Origin of the sequence: Nocardiopsis sp. FR4 (genome assembly GCF_009830945.1) — a bacterium.
GTDB lineage: Bacteria > Actinomycetota > Actinomycetes > Streptosporangiales > Streptosporangiaceae > Nocardiopsis.
The window spans coordinates 12,343-29,220 of the sequence record NZ_VWVV01000010.1; the positions used below are offsets into that span (position 1 = coordinate 12,343).

At 70.4% G+C, this 16,878-nt stretch carries 18 protein-coding genes; 12 read left to right on the forward strand and 6 right to left on the reverse strand.

The features are described from left to right. Nucleotides 1–91: 91 nt before the first annotated feature. Complete coding sequence (locus FYW95_RS11500; protein WP_159945545.1) at nt 92–751, forward strand: class I SAM-dependent methyltransferase; 660 nt, start codon at nt 92–94, stop codon at nt 749–751. 34 nt (nt 752–785) lie between these two features. On the opposite strand, the gene FYW95_RS11505 is transcribed toward FYW95_RS11500, so the two are convergent. The 3 genes from FYW95_RS11505 to FYW95_RS11515 are packed head-to-tail and all read right to left on the reverse strand — an operon-like array spanning nt 786 to nt 2,125. Continuing rightward, nucleotides 786–1,007, reverse strand: a complete 222-nt coding sequence (locus FYW95_RS11505) for a DUF397 domain-containing protein (RefSeq protein WP_159945544.1) — start codon at nt 1,005–1,007, stop codon at nt 786–788. A gap of 56 nt (nt 1,008–1,063) precedes the next feature. Then, nucleotides 1,064–1,255 carry a DUF397 domain-containing protein gene (locus FYW95_RS11510; protein WP_159945543.1) on the reverse strand — a complete coding sequence of 64 codons (192 nt, stop codon included), beginning with the start codon at nt 1,253–1,255 and terminating at the stop codon, nt 1,064–1,066. 27 nt (nt 1,256–1,282) lie between these two features. Beyond that, nucleotides 1,283–2,125: a helix-turn-helix domain-containing protein gene (locus FYW95_RS11515; protein ID WP_159945542.1), complete on the reverse strand. Its 843-nt coding sequence runs from the start codon at nt 2,123–2,125 to the stop codon at nt 1,283–1,285. Between the two features lie 342 nt (nt 2,126–2,467). Here FYW95_RS11515 and FYW95_RS11520 point away from each other — a divergent pair, with 342 nt between their 5' ends. From FYW95_RS11520 to clpB, 9 genes are all read left to right on the forward strand, one after another. Then, nucleotides 2,468–2,902 carry an ATP-binding protein gene (locus tag FYW95_RS11520; RefSeq protein WP_159945541.1) on the forward strand — a complete coding sequence of 145 codons (435 nt, stop codon included), beginning with the start codon at nt 2,468–2,470 and terminating at the stop codon, nt 2,900–2,902. A gap of 16 nt (nt 2,903–2,918) precedes the next feature. Continuing rightward, nucleotides 2,919–3,170, forward strand: a complete 252-nt coding sequence (locus FYW95_RS11525; RefSeq protein WP_159945540.1) for a hypothetical protein — start codon at nt 2,919–2,921, stop codon at nt 3,168–3,170. A gap of 356 nt (nt 3,171–3,526) precedes the next feature. Continuing rightward, the gene (locus tag FYW95_RS28150) at nt 3,527–3,679 is read left to right on the forward strand and encodes a hypothetical protein (protein WP_159945539.1); all 153 of its coding nucleotides are present in this window, start codon (nt 3,527–3,529) and stop codon (nt 3,677–3,679) included. 5 nt (nt 3,680–3,684) lie between these two features. Further along, nucleotides 3,685–4,158: an ATP-binding protein gene (locus tag FYW95_RS11535; RefSeq protein WP_159945538.1), complete on the forward strand. Its 474-nt coding sequence runs from the start codon at nt 3,685–3,687 to the stop codon at nt 4,156–4,158. 208 nt (nt 4,159–4,366) lie between these two features. Then, complete coding sequence (gene dnaK / locus FYW95_RS11540; protein ID WP_159945537.1) at nt 4,367–6,211, forward strand: molecular chaperone DnaK; 1,845 nt, start codon at nt 4,367–4,369, stop codon at nt 6,209–6,211. Nucleotides 6,212–6,249: 38 nt separating this feature from the next. Further along, a complete protein-coding gene (grpE, locus tag FYW95_RS11545; RefSeq protein WP_159945536.1) occupies nt 6,250–7,026 on the forward strand; it encodes a nucleotide exchange factor GrpE in 777 nt (258 codons plus the stop codon). Nucleotides 7,027–7,164: 138 nt separating this feature from the next. Continuing rightward, nucleotides 7,165–8,319: a molecular chaperone DnaJ gene (gene dnaJ, locus FYW95_RS11550; protein WP_160050333.1), complete on the forward strand. Its 1,155-nt coding sequence runs from the start codon at nt 7,165–7,167 to the stop codon at nt 8,317–8,319. After that, the gene (locus FYW95_RS11555) at nt 8,316–8,813 is read left to right on the forward strand and encodes a heat shock protein transcriptional repressor HspR (RefSeq protein WP_160050334.1); all 498 of its coding nucleotides are present in this window, start codon (nt 8,316–8,318) and stop codon (nt 8,811–8,813) included. Before dnaJ ends, FYW95_RS11555 begins: the two co-directional genes overlap by 4 nt. A 112-nt stretch (nt 8,814–8,925) precedes the next feature. Next, on the forward strand, nt 8,926–11,538 hold the full coding sequence (gene clpB / locus FYW95_RS11560) for an ATP-dependent chaperone ClpB (protein ID WP_160050335.1): 2,613 nt from the start codon (nt 8,926–8,928) through the stop codon (nt 11,536–11,538). Between the two features lie 78 nt (nt 11,539–11,616). On the opposite strand, the gene FYW95_RS11565 is transcribed toward clpB, so the two are convergent. Together FYW95_RS11565 and FYW95_RS11570 are read right to left on the reverse strand one after the other, a co-directional pair. Next, nucleotides 11,617–11,874: a PIN domain-containing protein gene (locus tag FYW95_RS11565; RefSeq protein ID WP_236568126.1), complete on the reverse strand. Its 258-nt coding sequence runs from the start codon at nt 11,872–11,874 to the stop codon at nt 11,617–11,619. A 64-nt stretch (nt 11,875–11,938) separates the two neighbouring features. Then, nucleotides 11,939–12,922, reverse strand: coding sequence for an NAD-dependent epimerase/dehydratase family protein (locus FYW95_RS11570; RefSeq protein ID WP_159945532.1), 984 nt, complete (start codon nt 12,920–12,922; stop codon nt 11,939–11,941). A 214-nt stretch (nt 12,923–13,136) separates the two neighbouring features. Between FYW95_RS11570 and FYW95_RS28635 the strand changes: the two genes are divergently transcribed. Beyond that, entirely contained in the window at nt 13,137–13,265 is a 129-nt protein-coding gene (locus FYW95_RS28635) for a hypothetical protein (protein WP_255459352.1), read from the forward strand. Nucleotides 13,266–13,292: 27 nt separating this feature from the next. Here the strand turns inward: FYW95_RS28635 and FYW95_RS11575 are convergent, their stop codons facing one another. Then, nucleotides 13,293–14,555, reverse strand: a complete 1,263-nt coding sequence (locus tag FYW95_RS11575) for an RNA polymerase sigma factor (protein WP_159945531.1) — start codon at nt 14,553–14,555, stop codon at nt 13,293–13,295. A gap of 442 nt (nt 14,556–14,997) precedes the next feature. On the opposite strand from FYW95_RS11575, the gene FYW95_RS11580 reads away from it, so the two are divergent. Next, the gene (locus tag FYW95_RS11580; protein WP_201294818.1) at nt 14,998–16,866 is read left to right on the forward strand and encodes an FHA domain-containing protein; all 1,869 of its coding nucleotides are present in this window, start codon (nt 14,998–15,000) and stop codon (nt 16,864–16,866) included. The last annotated feature ends 12 nt before the right edge of the window (nt 16,867–16,878 follow it).

Below are 16,878 nucleotides of genomic sequence, written 5' to 3' on the forward strand. Positions count from 1 at the left end.
GTCGGCCCTTTTCCGTGGTTTGCCTGTGGCTTCCGGGGATCCGAGGTTAGCGTGGGACGGGTCCTGTCCCTCACGTCACAAGGACCACGTCATGGCCAACCCCACCACGGACGTCCCGAGCTACTGGGACCACTACGCGCGGGGCGTCGCCCCGCAGGAAGCGGAACAGGCGTTGGCCACCGCGCTGGAGTGGACCCAGTACCCGGGCCACGGGCCGGGGTTCGAACTCCTGGGAGAGCCCGCATCCACGCTGGAACTGGGCTCCGGACGGGGTGACGCCGTCGCGGCGCTGGCCTTCCAAGGTGTGAAAGCGGTCGGGGTGGACCTCTCCCCGGTGCAGATCGACCAGGCCCGCCAGCGCTGGGGGCACCTGGGGGCTGAGTTCCACCAAGCGGGCGTGACGGAGTTCCTGACCGGCACGGACCGGAAGTGGGACGCGGTCTACTCGGTGTGGGGCGCGCTGTGGTTCACCGACCCGGAGATACTGCTGCCCCTGGTCCGCGAACGGCTGGAACCCGGCGGCAGGCTGGCGTTCTCCCACGCCCCCGCCGTCCCCGGGACATACGGGGTGCAGGGCGTGTACGGAGGCGGGTTCACCGGACGCCGGGTGTGGGTGTACCGGTGGGCCTACGAACCACGAACGTGGGGGGAGATCCTGACCGGCCACGGATTCCGCAACGTTCGGGTGTGGGAGGAACCAGCCCCGGAGGCCGACCACGTGGGAACACTGATCGGCGTGGCCACCCGGTGATGGAAGGCGGCTAAAGCTGCCTCTCCACGCGTGGTTAACCGGCCCGGATGCCCGCGCGGAAGGCAAGCCACTCGGGAGAGGTGAAGGCGAGATGGCCGAGGTGGCGGTGCTGGGTGTCGCGCACCAGGACGTTCCGGCCTTTCGCCACCTCCACACACTCACCACCGTTGGTGCTGTAGCTGCTCTTGTGCCAGTCGGAAACCTCGACGCAGTTGCCCCCGCTACCACCGGAGTAACTGGATTTACGCCACCTCATGTGCTGCTCCCTCAGGCGATCTGGGTACCCCGGCAACTCCGAGGTACCCAGTGCAGCTACGGCTGACGCGCCTTGAGGGTGTTCAGCAGACCAGCCCACTCGTCTCTGGTGAAGGAGAGATAGCCGAGTTCACGGTTTTGGGTGTCACGCACAGCCGCTCCATCAAGCAGGTCTGCGACCTCGACACACTGGGGACCGTCAGGGCTGCTGTAGCTGGACTTGCGCCATCGAGCGACGTTCACGTCCACGGGAGGGCCTCGTTTCCACTCTGCACTTTATGAGATCAGGCCTTCCAGGAAAGCAGCCGAGTCCTGCACGGACAGCGCGCTCCCTTGGGTTCGGCTGAAAACCAGCCTATGGCGGTTGATCTCGTGTTCAGCCTCCAGGTAGAAGCCCTCACCCCGTGACTCCAGGAACACAACACTGTCGGAGCTGTGACCGTCACCGAAGCCAAGGATGGTGAACGGAAGCCCGATAGCAGCGTGAGCACCTGACTTGAAGGGCAGAATCTGGATCTCAACGTTGGGACGCTGGCCAACCTCCAGCAAGTGAAGCACCTGTTCACGCATCACCTGCGGGCCTCCGACCTCGCGTCTCACGGCAGCCTCGTCGATTACAGCGAAGATGAGCGCAGGTTCTTCCCGCTCCAGCACGTTCCGCTGCCGTTTCAGCCTTCCCTCAAGCCGCTGTGCTGCTTGCTCGCGCGTGCTGCCCACTGCGGCGTCAAGCAGAGCGGAAATGTATCGCTCCGTTTGAAGCAAACCAGGGACAAGGCCCACGTTGAACTCCTGGATCATCGTGGCTTCTGCTTCCAAGCCGACGAAGGCTCCAGGGAGAACGTCCTCGTACTGGAGCCACCACGGCTTGTGGGTGCGTGAGTCTCGGGCGATCTGGATGAGCTCCTGCGCGACATCGCTGGGCGCGCTGTAGAGCTGGCACAGCGCCATGATGTCTCCCGCCTTCAGACGCTGGAAGCTGCCAGCCTCAAGCCGTTGGATCTTGGCACGGCTCCATCCCAGGTCTTTCCAGACCTCGTCCTGCGTCAACTTCGCGGCGCTGCGCAGGCGCCTGAGCTGAATGGCCAGATAGCGCCGCCGAACAGGCATTCCAGTTGCCACGGACTTCTCCTCTGCTGTGACTGCTGCCACCTGGCTGACAGTCTCCCAGGTCTGAAACGAACTATTGCGACTTTGATGCAGATACTAGACGACGCTCTTGCTAACTGAGGCGGCCTCATTTAGCTTGAGTTGCGTTGAGCCTACACATCGCTGGTAGGGCAACGTAGGGGTGTTCCCCTGCGGAACTTGCTGCGCCCTCTCATCAGCGCCTCTCTTCGCTCATCCCATGTACTTCTGACACGCGGAGGAATCACGATGGACGGCTTTGGCGTACCGCGACCGAGGCGGGAGACGAACGGGAGTGGGTTGCCGCGCCGGGGCAGGCCCAGTCCCGGGACCGGGGTGCGCAGGGCCTACTTCGGCTCCGAACCCGCCCAGGTGGCGCAGATCCGCAGTTGGTGCCAGCGCGGAGCCCGGGTGCCCGCGAACCGCGCCTTCGCGCTGGTGGTCGTGGTCAGCGAGCTGACCACCAACGCCCTGACCCACTCGGCGTCCGGGCTGGCGGGCGGACACATCCGCGTGGAGATGGAGCAGTTGACCACCCGGCTCGTCCGTATCGCGGTCACCGACGACGGTCCCCGACCCGGCCAACCCATCCATTTCCCCGAGCTGCGCTCGGAGGGCGACGTGTTGGCCGCGTGCGGGCGCGGCCTGCGCTTGGTGGAACTGCTCTCCACCAACTGGGGATGGGAGGGCGAACCCGGCAGGCCGCTCACCGTGTGGGCGCACATCGACCCCTACGCCCCCGTCCCCGAACCCGCCCACGTCCAGGTCTGAAGGAAAGGGATCCGGGGTGGGGTGGAAACGTAGCCACGACGCCGCGCAGTACGAGGCCGCCCGCCTGCTCGATGACTTCCACACCCTCTGGTGGGTGCTCTGGGGCCCCGGCTCCCGGCGCTTCTTCGCCTTCTACCTCGGCCCGCACCACGTCACACCGCTCAGAGCCACCACCCCGCAGCTCCTGCATGACCTGATCGGTGCCACCGAACGCGAACTCGACTCCGACCACCGAAGGCGGGAAGCGCGGCCCCACCCGGGCCAATGACACCCGCCCAAGCAGCAACACCGAAAACAACAGCGCCCCGCGCCGGTGCGTAGGACCACCGGAACGGGGCTCGATCACCACCTGAACCAACCAGGAGGAGACCGTGGAACACCACCCTAACGGCCGACACCGCAAGCCCCACCAGAGCCTGACCGGGCGCCTGTGGGCCCTGACCGCCACCCTGCTCGCCGCAGCACTGGCCTACGTCTTCGTCCCCCCGACCCCGCCCCGGGAACGAGCCGCACTCACCCCGCCGCCCCGAACTCCCGCCCGTTCCCGTACAGCGCCACCCGGCGGCCCAGTGGGAGGACCTGGGCGATCCCGACCAGATCGCGGGCGCACTGGTGCGCCCCTACATGACCACCACGCCGCGACGCCCCGCCGTCCCGATGGTTCCCAGCCCCCGAATTCCTGAGGGAGACCTACTGGCACCGACCGCTCCGGCAGCGGCCGACGACCTCGGCGACCTGGCCGCCGTCATCCGCGTCTACCTGCACCGGGTCGGGTGAGCGCGATGACCACGAACACCACTCTTTCCCCGCCCCGACGCGCGGCCACCTGGTGGGAACACCGCACCTACCCCTCCCACCTGTCCCAGATCGGGCAGGTCCGCGCCGACCTGCGCTGTGACCTGGCCGGATTCGACCCCGACCTGGTCGACACCGTCCTGCTCTGCGCGGCCGAACTGGCCGCCAACGCCGTCAAGTACGCCCCCGGCGGGAAAGAGTTCCTACGCGCCCTGGCCCTGGTCGACCCCCACACCCTGTGGCTCGCCATCGCCGACGAGGGCGGCGGCACCAGTCTTCCGCGTATCCCGGCACAGCGGTCGGACGAGGAGTGGGCGACGGCTGAAGGCCAGCGGGGGCTGATGCTCATCGACGCCCTGGCCCGGGCATGGGGCCACTACCCCCTCGGCCCCTGGCCGGGACTGGGCCTGGGCGTGTGGGCCGCCTTCCCGGTTACCCCGAGGACCCCTGAGGCCCCCTGATCTTCGGGTCAAGGATCCCCCTGACTTGTCCCCGGGTTCCGCCATAGGCCCGCTGAAAGCTGGCCTGGTCGGGAACATCCCGGCCCGACCGACCGTTGTCAGGGCGTAGGAACTAACTTGAGTCTAGTCCGCTCAACTGATTTGACAGCAGCGATCGGGCGAAGCAAACTTACGTCCGAAAGACTCAACCCTGACGGAGGAAGCAACCATGGCACGTGCGGTCGGAATCGACCTCGGTACGACGAACTCGTGTGTCGCGGTCCTGGAGGGCGGCGAGCCCACGGTCATCGCCAACGCCGAGGGCTCCCGCACCACCCCGTCCGTCGTCGCCTTCGCCAAGAACGGCGAGGTGCTGGTCGGCGAGGTGGCCAAGCGGCAGGCCGTCACCAACGTCGACCGCACCATCCGCTCGGTCAAGCGCCACATCGGCACCGACTGGACGGTGAAGATCGACGACAAGACCTTCAACCCCCAGCAGATCAGCGCCTTCGTGCTCCAGAAGCTCAAGCGCGACGCCGAGGCCTACCTGGGCGAGGACGTCACCGACGCGGTCATCACCGTTCCGGCGTACTTCAGCGACTCGCAGCGCCAGGCCACCAAGGAGGCCGGGACGATCGCGGGCCTGAACGTCCTGCGCATCATCAACGAGCCGACCTCGGCCGCGCTCGCCTACCACCTGGAGAAGGAGGACGAGGCCACCATCCTCGTCTACGACCTCGGTGGCGGTACCTTCGACGTCTCCCTCCTGGAGGTCGGCGACGGCGTCGTGGAGGTCAAGGCGACCAACGGCGACAACCACCTGGGCGGCGACGACTGGGACCAGGCCATCGTCGACTGGCTGGTCGAGCGCTTCAAGAACTCCAACGGCGTGGACCTGTCCAAGGACAAGATGGCCCTCCAGCGCCTGCGCGAGGCCGCGGAGAAGACCAAGATCGAGCTGTCCAGCTCCAGCGAGTCGGCGATCAACCTGCCCTACATCACGGCCTCGGCCGAGGGCCCGCTGCACATGGACGAGAAGCTCACCCGCGCCGAGTTCCAGCGCCTGACCGCCGACCTGGTCGAGCGGACCAAGACCCCGTTCCAGCAGGTCATCAAGGACGCGGGTATCCAGCTCAGCGACATCGACCACGTGGTCCTGGTGGGCGGCTCCACCCGTATGCCCGCCATCGTGGAGCTGGTCAAGGAGATGACCGGCGGCAAGGAGCCCAACAAGGGCGTCAACCCGGACGAGGTCGTGGCCATCGGCGCCTCGCTCCAGGCCGGTGTGCTCAAGGGCGAGGTCAAGGACGTCCTGCTGCTGGACGTCACCCCGCTGTCGCTGGGCATCGAGACCAAGGGCGGCGTGTTCACCAAGCTCATCGAGCGCAACACGACCATCCCGACCAAGCGCTCGGAGATCTTCACGACGGCCGACGACAACCAGCCGTCCGTGCAGATCCAGGTGTACCAGGGTGAGCGCGACATCGCCCAGTACAACAAGAAGCTGGGCGTCTTCGACCTGACCGGTCTGCCCCCGGCCCCGCGCGGCGTCCCGCAGATCGAGGTCACCTTCGACATCGACGCCAACGGCATCGTCAGCGTCACCGCGAAGGACCTGGGCACCGGCAAGGAGCAGTCCGTCACCATCTCCGGCGGCTCGGCGATGTCCAAGGAGGACATCGACAAGATGGTCCGCGAGGCCGAGCAGTACGCGGAGGAGGACCGCAAGCGCCGCGAGGAGGCCGAGGTCCGCAACAACGCCGAGTCCCTCGTCTACCAGACCGAGAAGGTCATCAAGGACAACGAGGACAAGATCCCGGCGGACGTGCGCTCCGAGACCGAGTCGGCCGTGGCCGAGCTCAAGACGGCGCTGGAGGGCTCCGACGTGGAGGCCATCCGCTCCGCCAGCGAGAAGGTCGCGCTCGCCAGCCAGAAGATCGGTTCGGCGATCTACAGCCAGGGCCAGCAGGGCGGCGCCGAGGGCGACGCGGGCCAGAGCGCCTCTGCCGACGACGCCGACGTCGTGGACGCCGAGATCGTCGACGAGGACAACGGCAAGGGCAACCAGTCCTGACCCGAGGTCGAGCCGAGGAAGGAGGGGGTGCGTCGCATATGGCGCCGTCGGAGAACAGCAGCAGCAGCGGCGACGGTGAGGAGCGCCGGGGACCGGTGATCCGCGACAACCGTCGGATCGACCCGGAGACGGGCCAGGTCAGGGACCCCGAGTCCGAGGGCGACGCCACCGAGGAGATCCCCGAGGTCGCCGAGGAGGACGTCGTCGAGACGGACCTGGAGGACGAGGTCCCCGAGGTCCCGGACACGCCGGAGTCGGTGGTGACGGAGGCGATCAACGCCGACGAGCGGGTCGTCGAGCTCACCAACGACATCAAGCGGGTGCAGGCGGAGTACGCCAACTACCGCAAGCGTGTCGACCGCGACCGCGTGGCCGTCCGCGAGATGGCCACCGCCCAGGTCGTCAGCGAACTGCTGCCGATCCTGGACGACGTCGGACGCGCCCGGGAGCACGACGAGCTCACCGGCGGGTTCAAGGCGGTGGGCGAGGCCCTGGAGGCCCTGGTCGCCAAGCTGGGCCTGGAGCGCTACGCGGAGAAGGGCGAGGAGTTCGACCCCACCCTCCACGAGGCGCTCACCCTGGTCCCGGTTCCGGGCATCTCCGCCCAGACCGTGATCGAGGTGTTCCAGCCCGGCTACCGCATGGGTGAGCGCATCCTGCGGCCGGCCCGCGTGGTCGTCGGGGAACCCGTCGAGGGCGGCGAGGAGCCCGACTCCGGAACCGCCGCCGACGGGGGCGGGGCGGACACCGGCGGCGAGGGGTCCTCCGAGCCGACCGGTGGCGCCGACGCCAACGGCGGGGAGAACGACAAGTAACGGGTCCGCCCGTGATCCTCCGGCCGCGGCCCCGCACCACGCGGGGGCGCGGCCGGAGACGGACCCCGGGCCGGCGCGGCCCGGGGTCACGTGGAAGCATCGGACGCAACCGGCACCAGCGGGAGAAGGCACCAGTCGATGAGCACCAAGGACTACCTGGAGAAGGACTACTACAAGGTCCTCGGAGTCTCAAAGACCGCCTCGAAGGACGAGATCAAGCAGTCCTACCGCAAGCTGGCCCGGGAGAACCACCCCGACGCGAACACGAGTGACCCGGGCGCGGCGGAGCGGTTCAAGGAGATCTCCGAGGCGTACAACGTCCTGTCGGACGACAAGCGCCGCAAGGAGTACGACGAGGCCCGGTCGCTCTTCGGCGGTGCCTACCGGCCCGGCGGCGGTGCCGGCCCCGGCGGCTTCGACATGGGCGACCTGTTCGGCCAGGGCGCCGGCGCGCCCGGCGGCGAGCGGCTGAGCGATCTGTTCGGGGGGCTGTTCGGCGGGCGCGGACGCGGCGGCGGGGGCACCCGCAGCAGGCGCGGCGCCGACGTGGAGACCGAGACGACACTGACCTTCCGCGAGGCGGCCGAGGGGGTCACCCGCTCCTTCCAGCTGGCGACCGAGGCGGCCTGCCCCACCTGTAGGGGCACCGGCGCCAGAACGGGGACCGCCCCGCGGATGTGCCCGAAGTGCTCCGGCACCGGGCACGAGAACACCAACCTGGGCGGCTTCTCGCTGTCCGAGCCGTGCAGCGAGTGCAAGGGCCGCGGCCTGGTCGTGGACGACCCCTGCCCCACCTGCAACGGCAGCGGGCGCGGCAAGAGCGCCCGCACCGTCCAGACCCGCATCCCGGGCGGCGTGTCCGACGGGCAGCGGATCCGGATCAAGGGCAAGGGCGCGCCCGGGGAGAACGGCGGCCCGGCGGGCGACCTCTACGTGGTCGTCCGCGTGAAGGAGCACCCGGTGTTCGGCAGGAGCGGAGACAACGTGACGATCACCGTCCCGGTGACCTTCCCCGAGGCCGCGCTGGGCGCCGAGGTGCGCATCCCGACCCTCAACGGCTTCCCGGTGACCGTGAAGGTCCCGCCGGGTACGCAGAACGGCCACAAGCTCCGGGTGCGCGGCAAGGGGGCGACCCGCAGGGACGGTACCAAGGGGGACATGCTCGTCACGATCGAGGTGGCGGTGCCGAAGACGCTCAGCGGGGAGGCACGGGAGGCCCTGGAGAAGTTCCGCGCCGCGACCTCCGACTACGACCCGCGTGAGGGACTCGAGGCGCGGGCGAAGGGTGTGTGAACGACGTGAACGACTCCTTCGGCGCTGACGCTCCGGTCTACGTGATCTCGGTGGCCGCGGAGCTGGCGGGGATGCACCCCCAGACCCTGCGGCAGTACGACCGGTTGGGCATCGTCTCGCCCGGGCGCGCGTCCGGGCGGGGGCGCCGCTACTCCATGCGCGACGTGCAGACGCTGCGCGAGGTACAGCGGTTGTCGCAGGAGGAGGGCATCAACCTGGCCGGGATCAAGCGGATCCTGGAGCTGGAGCACGAGGTGGAGCAGCTGCGCGAGCAGGTGTTCCACCTGGCCAACGAGTTGGAGGCGGCGCGGCGGGCCGTGTCCAGGCGGGGTCGGCCCGCGCCCCCGGACGGCGGTGCGCAGGCGCGCGGCGAGCTGGTGCGCCGCACCCGCGTGACGATCTTCAACACCGCTGAGCAGAGGAACGACGACGATTCCCGGGACGGGGGCCCCGGGAAGGGCGGCTCCGGCCGTACCGGGGACGGACAGGGCTGACCGGCCCGGCCCGGTACGGATGGGCCGACGGGCTCCGCCACAGTGAGACGGGGCGCGGTCGACCGTCGTACATCACCCCCCGTGACACGACATGTGAAAGGAGTCACCGCGCATGAACTACAAGCTCACCCAGAAGAGCCAGGAGGCCCTGTCGGTGGCCATCCGCCGGGCCACCACGGACGGGAGCCCGCAGACGGAGCCCGTGCACCTGCTCGCGGCGCTGCTGGACCAGGCCGAGGGCGTCACCCGGCCGCTGCTCAAGGAGGTCGGGGCCAACCCCGACACGCTCAAGGACAAGGTCGAGGCGGCCGTCGGCGCGCTGCCCAAGGCGGCCGGGTCCACGGTCAGCTCGCCGAGCTCCTCGCGCCAGCTGATCGTCTCGATCAACACCGCGGCGCAGCGCGCCCAGCAGATGGAGGACGAGTACGTCTCCACCGAGCACCTGCTGGTGGGCCTGGCAGCGGACGGCGGTGAGGCGGCCCGGCTGCTCACCGAGGCCGGGGCGACCCCGGACGCGCTCCTGGAGGCGTTCGAGCGGGTGCGCGGTTCGGGGCGGGTCACCTCCGAGAACCCCGAGGACACCTACCGCGCGCTGGAGAAGTTCGGCGTCGACCTCACCGAGCGGGCCCGCGAGGGCAAGGTGGACCCCGTGATCGGCCGCGACAGCGAGATCCGGCGGGTCATCCAGGTGCTCAGCCGCCGCACCAAGAACAACCCGGTGCTCATCGGCGAGCCGGGCGTGGGCAAGACCGCGGTCGTGGAGGGCCTGGCCCAGCGGATCGTGGCGGGGGACGTGCCGCAGTCGCTGCTGGGCAAGCGCCTGGTGAGCCTGGACCTGTCCGCGATGGTGGCGGGCGCCAAGTACCGGGGCGAGTTCGAGGAGCGGCTCAAGGCGGTCCTGCAGGAGATCAAGGAGTCCGAGGGCCAGGTCATCACGTTCATCGACGAGCTGCACACCATGGTGGGCGCCGGTGCGGCCGAGGGCGCGATGGACGCGGGCAACATGCTCAAGCCCATGCTGGCCCGCGGTGAGCTGCGCATGGTGGGCGCGACCACGCTGGACGAGTACCGCGAGCGGATCGAGAAGGACGCCGCCCTGGAGCGTCGCTTCCAGCAGGTGATGGTGGGCGAGCCCTCGGCCGCGGACACGATCGCGATCCTGCGCGGGCTCAAGGGCCGCTACGAGGCGCACCACAAGGTGCAGATCGCCGACTCGGCGCTGGTGGCCGCGGCGACCCTGTCCGACCGCTACATCACCGCGCGCTTCCTGCCGGACAAGGCGATCGACCTCATCGACGAGGCGGCCTCGCGGCTGCGCATGGAGATCGACTCCAGCCCGGTGGAGATCGACGAGCTCCAGCGCACCGTCGACCGCCTGAAGATGGAGGAGATGGCGCTGGCCCAGGAGTCGGACCCGGCCAGCGTCCAGCGGCTGGAGCGCCTGCGCGCCGACCTGGCCGACCGCCAGGAGCAGCTCAACGCGCTCGTGGCCCGGTGGGAGCAGGAGAAGGCCGGGCTCAACCGGGTGGGTGAGCTCAAGGGGCAGTTGGACGACCTGCGCACGCGGGCGGAGCTGGCCCAGCGCGAGGGCGACTTCGCCGAGGCCTCCCGGCTGATGTACGGGGACATCCCGCAGCTGGAGAAGCAGATCGAGGAGGCGTCCAAGGCCGAGGAGAGCGCCGCCAGCGGGGGCGCCGACACCATGGTCAAGGACGAGGTGGGCGCCGACGAGATCGCCGACGTGGTCTCCTCGTGGACCGGTATCCCGGTGGGGCGGCTGATGGAGGGCGAGACCTCCAAGCTGCTGCGTATGGAGGAGGAGCTGGGCAGGCGGCTCATCGGGCAGAAGGACGCCGTGGCGGCGGTCTCGGACGCGGTGCGCCGGGCCCGGGCGGGCATCTCCGACCCGGACCGGCCCGCGGGCTCGTTCCTGTTCCTGGGCCCCACGGGCGTGGGCAAGACCGAGCTGGCCAAGGCGCTGGCGGAGTTCCTGTTCGACGACGAGCGCGCGATCGTGCGCATCGACATGAGCGAGTACTCCGAGAAGCACTCGGTGTCGCGGCTGGTGGGCGCGCCCCCCGGGTACGTGGGCTACGAGGAGGGCGGCCAGCTGACCGAGGCGGTGCGCCGCCGCCCGTACACGGTGGTGCTGCTGGACGAGGTGGAGAAGGCGCACCTGGAGGTGTTCGACACCCTGCTCCAGGTGCTGGACGACGGTCGGCTGACCGACGGCCAGGGCCGCCAGGTGGACTTCCGTAACACCATCCTCATCCTCACCTCCAACCTGGGATCGACCTTCCTGGTGGACCCGACGCTGGAGGAATCGGTGCGCCGCGACCGCGTGATGGACGTGGTGCGCGCGACGTTCAAGCCGGAGTTCCTCAACCGCCTGGACGACGTGATCATGTTCGACGCGCTGTCCACCGAGGACCTCACCCGGATCGTGGACCTGCAGGTCGACAGGCTGGCCCGGAGGCTGGCGGACCGGCGGCTGGAGCTGGACGTGACCCCGGGCGCCCGCGAGTGGCTGGCGCTGACGGGCTACGACCCCAACTACGGCGCCCGGCCGCTGCGCCGCCTGGTGCAGTCGGCGATCGGCGACCCGCTGGCGCGCGAACTGCTGTCGGGCCAGCTCGCCGAGGGCGACACCGTGGTGGTGGACGTGGAGGAGGGCAGGGACCGGCTCCGGGTCGAGGCCCGCAAGACCGGGGTGCCCTCGGTCTGACCGGGACCGCCGGGACACGTGTGGGGCCGCTCCGCGAGGGGCGGCCCCTCGCCGTGGGAAGGTGCGGTCTCCGCCCTCTCAGACGGCGACAACCCGCACCGCGCTGTCGAGCCCGGCGAAGTCGTCGGCGTTGCGCGTGTAGAGGGGCAGCCCGTGCACTGAGGCCACAGCCGCGATCATCAGGTCCATGCGCCGCGGCTTGGGGCTGCGGTTCGCCGCGAGGGTGAGGGCGAGGAGCGTTCCATAGCGGGCGGCCGCCGCACCGTCGAAGGGCAGTGGGGCGAAGTCGACCGCCGCGAACTGGAGTTTCTCGGTGCGCTGGGTGATGGTCTTCATGGCACAAGTGCAGCTCTTCGTGTCTCACCGTGCTACGCCTCTGCTCCGGGAACGCGGACGCGGGTCAGGTTCCGAGCAGGCGGGCCTCGACCTCGGGGTCCAGGCCGAGCCGGGGGCGGTCCGGGCGCTGGGGCGCGCCCTCGGGCAGGGTGCCGAGCCACGACCAGGTGTCCGCGACGGTCTCGGCCGCCGGGCGGCAGCGCAGGCCCGTGGCGAGCGTCCGGGACACGTCGCCCTGGTGCAGGGTGTCGTAGAGCTCGCCGGGCGGCACCCAGACGGGCAGGTCGGTCCACGGCTGGATCCCCGCGTCGAGGACGGCCTGGGGCTCGGTCCAGCGCAGCTCGGCGCCGGAGCCGGTGACCTCCGCGCACGCCTCCAGGAGTTGCCCGGTGGTGGTGTGCCCGGGCGGGCTCACCAGGTTGTAGGGGCCGCCCAGGCTCCGCTCGGCCGCGTCGAGGGTCCAGGCTGCCAGGTCGCGGGCGTCCACGTACTGCAGCGGCAGGTCGCGCGGGCCGGGGGCCAGGACGGGCCCGCCGCGGGCGATCCGCCCCAGCCACCAGGGCAGGCGGCCGACGTTCTCGTACGGGCCGAGGATGAGACCGGCCCGGACGAACAGCGCGCGGTCGCCGAAGACCGCCTCGGCGGCGAGTTCGCCGCCGCGCTTGGCCCGCGCGTAGTCGGTTCCGTCGTCCTCGGGCGAGGAGTCCACGACCGGCCCGTCCTCGTCCAGGCCCGCCCTGGCCGGGAAGGCGTAGACGGACCGGCTGGAGACGTAGGCGTAGTGCCCGACGCGGTCGGCGAGCAGGCGCGCGGCCGCGGTCACGGCTGCCGGGGCGCCCGACCAGGTGTCGACGACCGCGTCCCAGCGGCCCGTCTCCAGGGCGGCGAGCCCGCCCGGCCCGGTGCGGTCCCCGTGCAGGGCCGAGGCCCCGGGCGGGGCCGCGTGCCTGCCCCGGTGGAAGACGGTGACCTCCCACCCCCTGGCGAGCGCGTCCTCCACGACGGCCCGTCCCACGAACTCGGTGCCACCCAGAACCAGAAGTCTCATGCGGGGCAGTCTGGCCGCTCCCCCGGGCGACGCGCCAGGGCTTCCTGCCACGGGCAGAAACGGGGGACCCGGCCCTTCAGCACGTTTCGATGGTGGAGACCGTCAACAGAGCCCTCCGTGAGGTGGCCGCCCGCAGACGGTCCCACCAGTTCCTGGACCTCGTCGAGGAACTGGACCTGGACCTGGACGAACAGACCATGCGGAAGGTCCGGCGTTGCCCCTCTGCCTCGCGGACAAGTCCGCCTACGGGATGGTGCGGCGCTGCCAGCGGGCACGCGACGCGCCGCACTCCCTGATCGCCGCCAGCGGCTCGATGTGGGTCGTCCCGGCCGGAACACGGTGACCTCCGCGGCGTACGCGGGGCGGTGCGTCAACCGTCGCACCCGCGGGCGCGGGCGAGCAGGAGCGCGCGCTCGCGCTCGTTGCGGGTGAGTCCGGCCGCCCGCTCGAACTCCTCGCGGGCCTCCGCCGCGCGTTCCAGCCGCGCGAGCAGGTCGCCGCGCACGGCGGGCAGCAGGTGGTAGTCCGCCATCCCCGGCTGGTCGCGGAGTGCGTCGACGATCTCCAGGGCCTCGCCGGGGCCGGAGGCCATCGAGACCGCCACGGCCCGGTTCAGTTCCACCACCGGTGACCCGGTGATCCGGGCCAGCGCCAGGTACAGCCCGGCGATGCCCGCCCAGTCGGTGTCCTCGGCGGTGTGCGCCTGGGCGTGCTTGGCAGCGATGGCCGCCTGCAGGGTGTAGGGGCCCCGGGGCCGGCCGGGGTCGGCGGACAGCGCCCGGACCAGGGCCTCAAGTCCCCGGGTGACGAGCATGCGGTCCCAGCGGGAGCGGTCCTGTTCGGTGAGGGGGACGGGTTCGCCGTCGGGACCGACCCGGGCCCGGAACCGGGAGGCCTGCAGTTCCATCAGCGCCAGGAGTCCGCGCACCTCGGGTTCCCCGGGCAGCAGCCCGGCGAGCACCCGGCCCAGGCGCATGGCCTCCTCGCACAGTTCCGGGCGCATCCAGTCGGGGCCGGAGGTGGCCGTGTAGCCCTCGTTGAACACGAGGTAGACGACCTCCAGGACGGAGGCCAGACGGGCGTCGCGGTCCCGGCCGACGGGTACCTCGAAGGGCACCCTCCTCCTGGCCAGGGTGCGCTTGGCCCGGACGATGCGCTGGGCGACGGTCGGCTCGGGCACCAGGAAGGCCCGGGCGATCTCGTCGGTGGAGAGCCCGCCGAGCAGGCGCAGGGTGAGGGCCACGCGGGCCTCGGTGGACAGCACCGGGTGGCAGCACACGAACATCAGCCGGAGCAGGTCGTCGCCGTAGTCCTCCTCCAGGACGGCGTCGAACGCGGACTGCCCGTCGTGCGCGGACATCTCGCGCCCGAGGTCGGCCATGCGCTGCCGGAAGCGCTCGTCGCGGCGCCAGCGGTCGAGCAGGCGGCGTTTGGCCACCGTGGTCAGCCAGGCCCCGGGCCGGTCGGGCACGCCCTCGTCCGGCCACTTCTCCAGGGCGCTGACCAGGGCGTCCTGGGCGAACTCCTCGGCCAGGCCGACGTCGCCGACCATGCGCGCGAGTGTGGCGACGAGCTGGGCCGACTCGATGCGCCAGACCGCCTCGACCGCGCGGGTGGTGTCGGTGGAACTCACGGGGTCATCAGAGCACCGCGGGGCGGATCACCGCAAGCTGCCCGAGGAAAGACCAGAATCCGATTCGGCGAAGCCGTGCAATTCCCCACCTGCGAAATCAGCCCCGGAGAGGGCAGGGAGAAGGCCGTAACCCTGGTTACGGACTAGGGCACAGAACGGTTCATTTCGTGAGGCATCGATTCCGCAGAGAATCGCCGGAGTTCCTCGGGTGACACGAGTCCACAGGTGGGGCGCGGATTCCTCCGATCATCGACTGGAAGTAACCGTACCTGCGGGGTCACACCGGCACGGCGCACGGCGACCGGGACTTCCGGTGGTGCGCCGAGGGCGCGGATTCCGTAGAGTTCAGATCCGAATGCCCGAAAGCCGCGTCCCACAGGGGGAGCGGCCTTCCCCAGGCAGCCGAAAACCGTGTTCTCCCCCTCACAGAAAGAAGCGGCCTGTGTCATTCGAAATCGTCGGGCGCGAAGGGCCCTTCGCCGGGCAGAGGTTCCCCGTCGGCGACGCGCCGGTCACGTTCGGCCGCCACAGGGACAACAGCGTGGTGGTCGCCAGCAGGGCCGCCTCGCGCTTCCACGCCGAGATCGTCCGCGACGGCGGCGGCTACGTCCTGCGCGACCGGGAGAGCAGCAACGGAACGGTGGTCAACGGGGAGGAGGTGGCCTCGTACCGCCTCCGTCCCGGCGACCTCATCACGATCGGCGAGGAGGTCTTCCGCTGGGAGCCCTCCGGCACCCCGGCGGCGCCCGACGAACCCCCGGTGACGCAGATGTTCGTCCGGTCCGCGGTGCCCTCGGGCCCGGTCCTGAACGTCCTCGTCTCGGGCGGCGGCCCCGTGGGCCTGGCCTTCGCCCTGCTGCTCGAACACCTCATCGGCTCCCAGGTGTCCGTCACCGTCTACGACGCGCGCTGGACCCGGGAGGGATCCCGCGTGGTGTGGAAGGACGAGAAGCAGGGCAACGTCCGGCGCCAGCAGGTCGTGACCGTCCAGAGCCGCCAGTACCTCAACCTCACCGAGCCGATGCAGGAGCGGTTGTTCCAGCCCGGTGCCTACACCGAGATGTGGCCCTCGGGCCCCGACTCGATCCGCGGCCAGGGCCCGCGCAACATCCGCATCTCGCGGATCGAGGACGTCCTGCTGGAGATGGCCAACGAGCGGCCGGGCCGCATCCGGCTCGTGCCCGAGCGCTTCGACCCGGTCGAGAACGCGGAGGAGCTGGCCCGCAGCCACGTGCTCGCCGTGTGCGAGGGGTCCCGGTCGCGCACCCGCGAGCACTTCACCGACAAGTTCGGCCAGGCCGACAAGACGATCTACTCGCTGGACGGCGAGCACCTCCAGGACGTCGTGCTGGGCCTGCGCGTGCGGTCCGACCTGTCGGACCCCATGACCGTCCTGCTGACCGTGGCCCAGAACCGCTTCCTGCTGAACTCGCTGCGCGGCGAGGGCTTCCTCAACATGCGCCTGACCGACGCCGAGGCCCGGGAGGTCATCGGCATCGACCCCGTGCGGCAGGTGTTCGAGGAGTGCATCGCCTCGCGCCCGTGCGTGATGGCGCGGGACGAGTACGGCGACTTCACCTGCTCGACCCACAGCACCCTGTTCCTGCCCGCGCTGGTCAAGGGTTCAGCCCTGTGGAAGCGGGTCCGGCAGGGGCTGGAGTTCTTCGGGGTGGCCGAGGGCAACCTCAGCGCCGTCACCGCCTTCCGACTGAACATGGTGCAGCGGCCTCGGTTCACCGCCCAGCTGCGCCCGGCCACGGCGACCGGTCCGGGCACCTACGGGTTCCTGCTCGGGGACGCCGCCAACGCGATCCACTTCTGGCCCGGACGCGGGCTCAACAGCGGCCTGGCCTCGGCCATCTCGCTGGCCCGTTCGCTCAGCAGCGCGTGGAACGGTAGGCCCTTCCGCGACGCGGACTTCATCCGCCACGAGGCGGCGATGTCGATGCTGCAGTACCGGCACAAGAGCCGTGCGTGGAACGCGATGGTGACCGCCGGCGAGGACGGGGCGACGGTCGCGATCAAGGAGCTGATCGCCCGGAGCGTGGAGGAGGAGGGCGGCGACCGGGAGGCCGACCTGGAGACGCTGATGGAGCGACTGACCGCGATCCGCGAGCGCCTGTCCTCGCGGATCTCCGGAATGCCCGACGACGCGGCCCTGCGCGAGCACCTGCGGACCCTGACCGACGAGACGCTGCGGTCCCTGGTCGCGGGCGGCCCGTGGGACACGCTGACGGTCGGCGGCGAGGAGGTCGACATCGACATCTTCTACCGGGACGAGGTCACCGCCGAACCCGCCGCGAAGGTCTGACCCCGGGGCCGC

Bases quoted from the DNA above. Each gene is read 5' to 3' on its own strand.
- FYW95_RS11500 (WP_159945545.1), top strand. From the start codon at position 92: ATGGCCAACCCCACCACGGACGTCCCGAGCTACTGGGACCACTACGCG.
- FYW95_RS11505 (WP_159945544.1), bottom strand. From the start codon at position 1,007: ATGAGGTGGCGTAAATCCAGTTACTCCGGTGGTAGCGGGGGCAACTGC.
- FYW95_RS28150 (WP_159945539.1), top strand. From the start codon at position 3,527: ATGACCACCACGCCGCGACGCCCCGCCGTCCCGATGGTTCCCAGCCCC.
- FYW95_RS11535 (WP_159945538.1), top strand. From the start codon at position 3,685: ATGACCACGAACACCACTCTTTCCCCGCCCCGACGCGCGGCCACCTGG.
- dnaK (WP_159945537.1), top strand. From the start codon at position 4,367: ATGGCACGTGCGGTCGGAATCGACCTCGGTACGACGAACTCGTGTGTC.
- grpE (WP_159945536.1), top strand. From the start codon at position 6,250: ATGGCGCCGTCGGAGAACAGCAGCAGCAGCGGCGACGGTGAGGAGCGC.
- dnaJ (WP_160050333.1), top strand. From the start codon at position 7,165: ATGAGCACCAAGGACTACCTGGAGAAGGACTACTACAAGGTCCTCGGA.
- clpB (WP_160050335.1), top strand. From the start codon at position 8,926: ATGAACTACAAGCTCACCCAGAAGAGCCAGGAGGCCCTGTCGGTGGCC.
- FYW95_RS11565 (WP_236568126.1), bottom strand. From the start codon at position 11,874: ATGAAGACCATCACCCAGCGCACCGAGAAACTCCAGTTCGCGGCGGTC.
- FYW95_RS11570 (WP_159945532.1), bottom strand. From the start codon at position 12,922: ATGAGACTTCTGGTTCTGGGTGGCACCGAGTTCGTGGGACGGGCCGTC.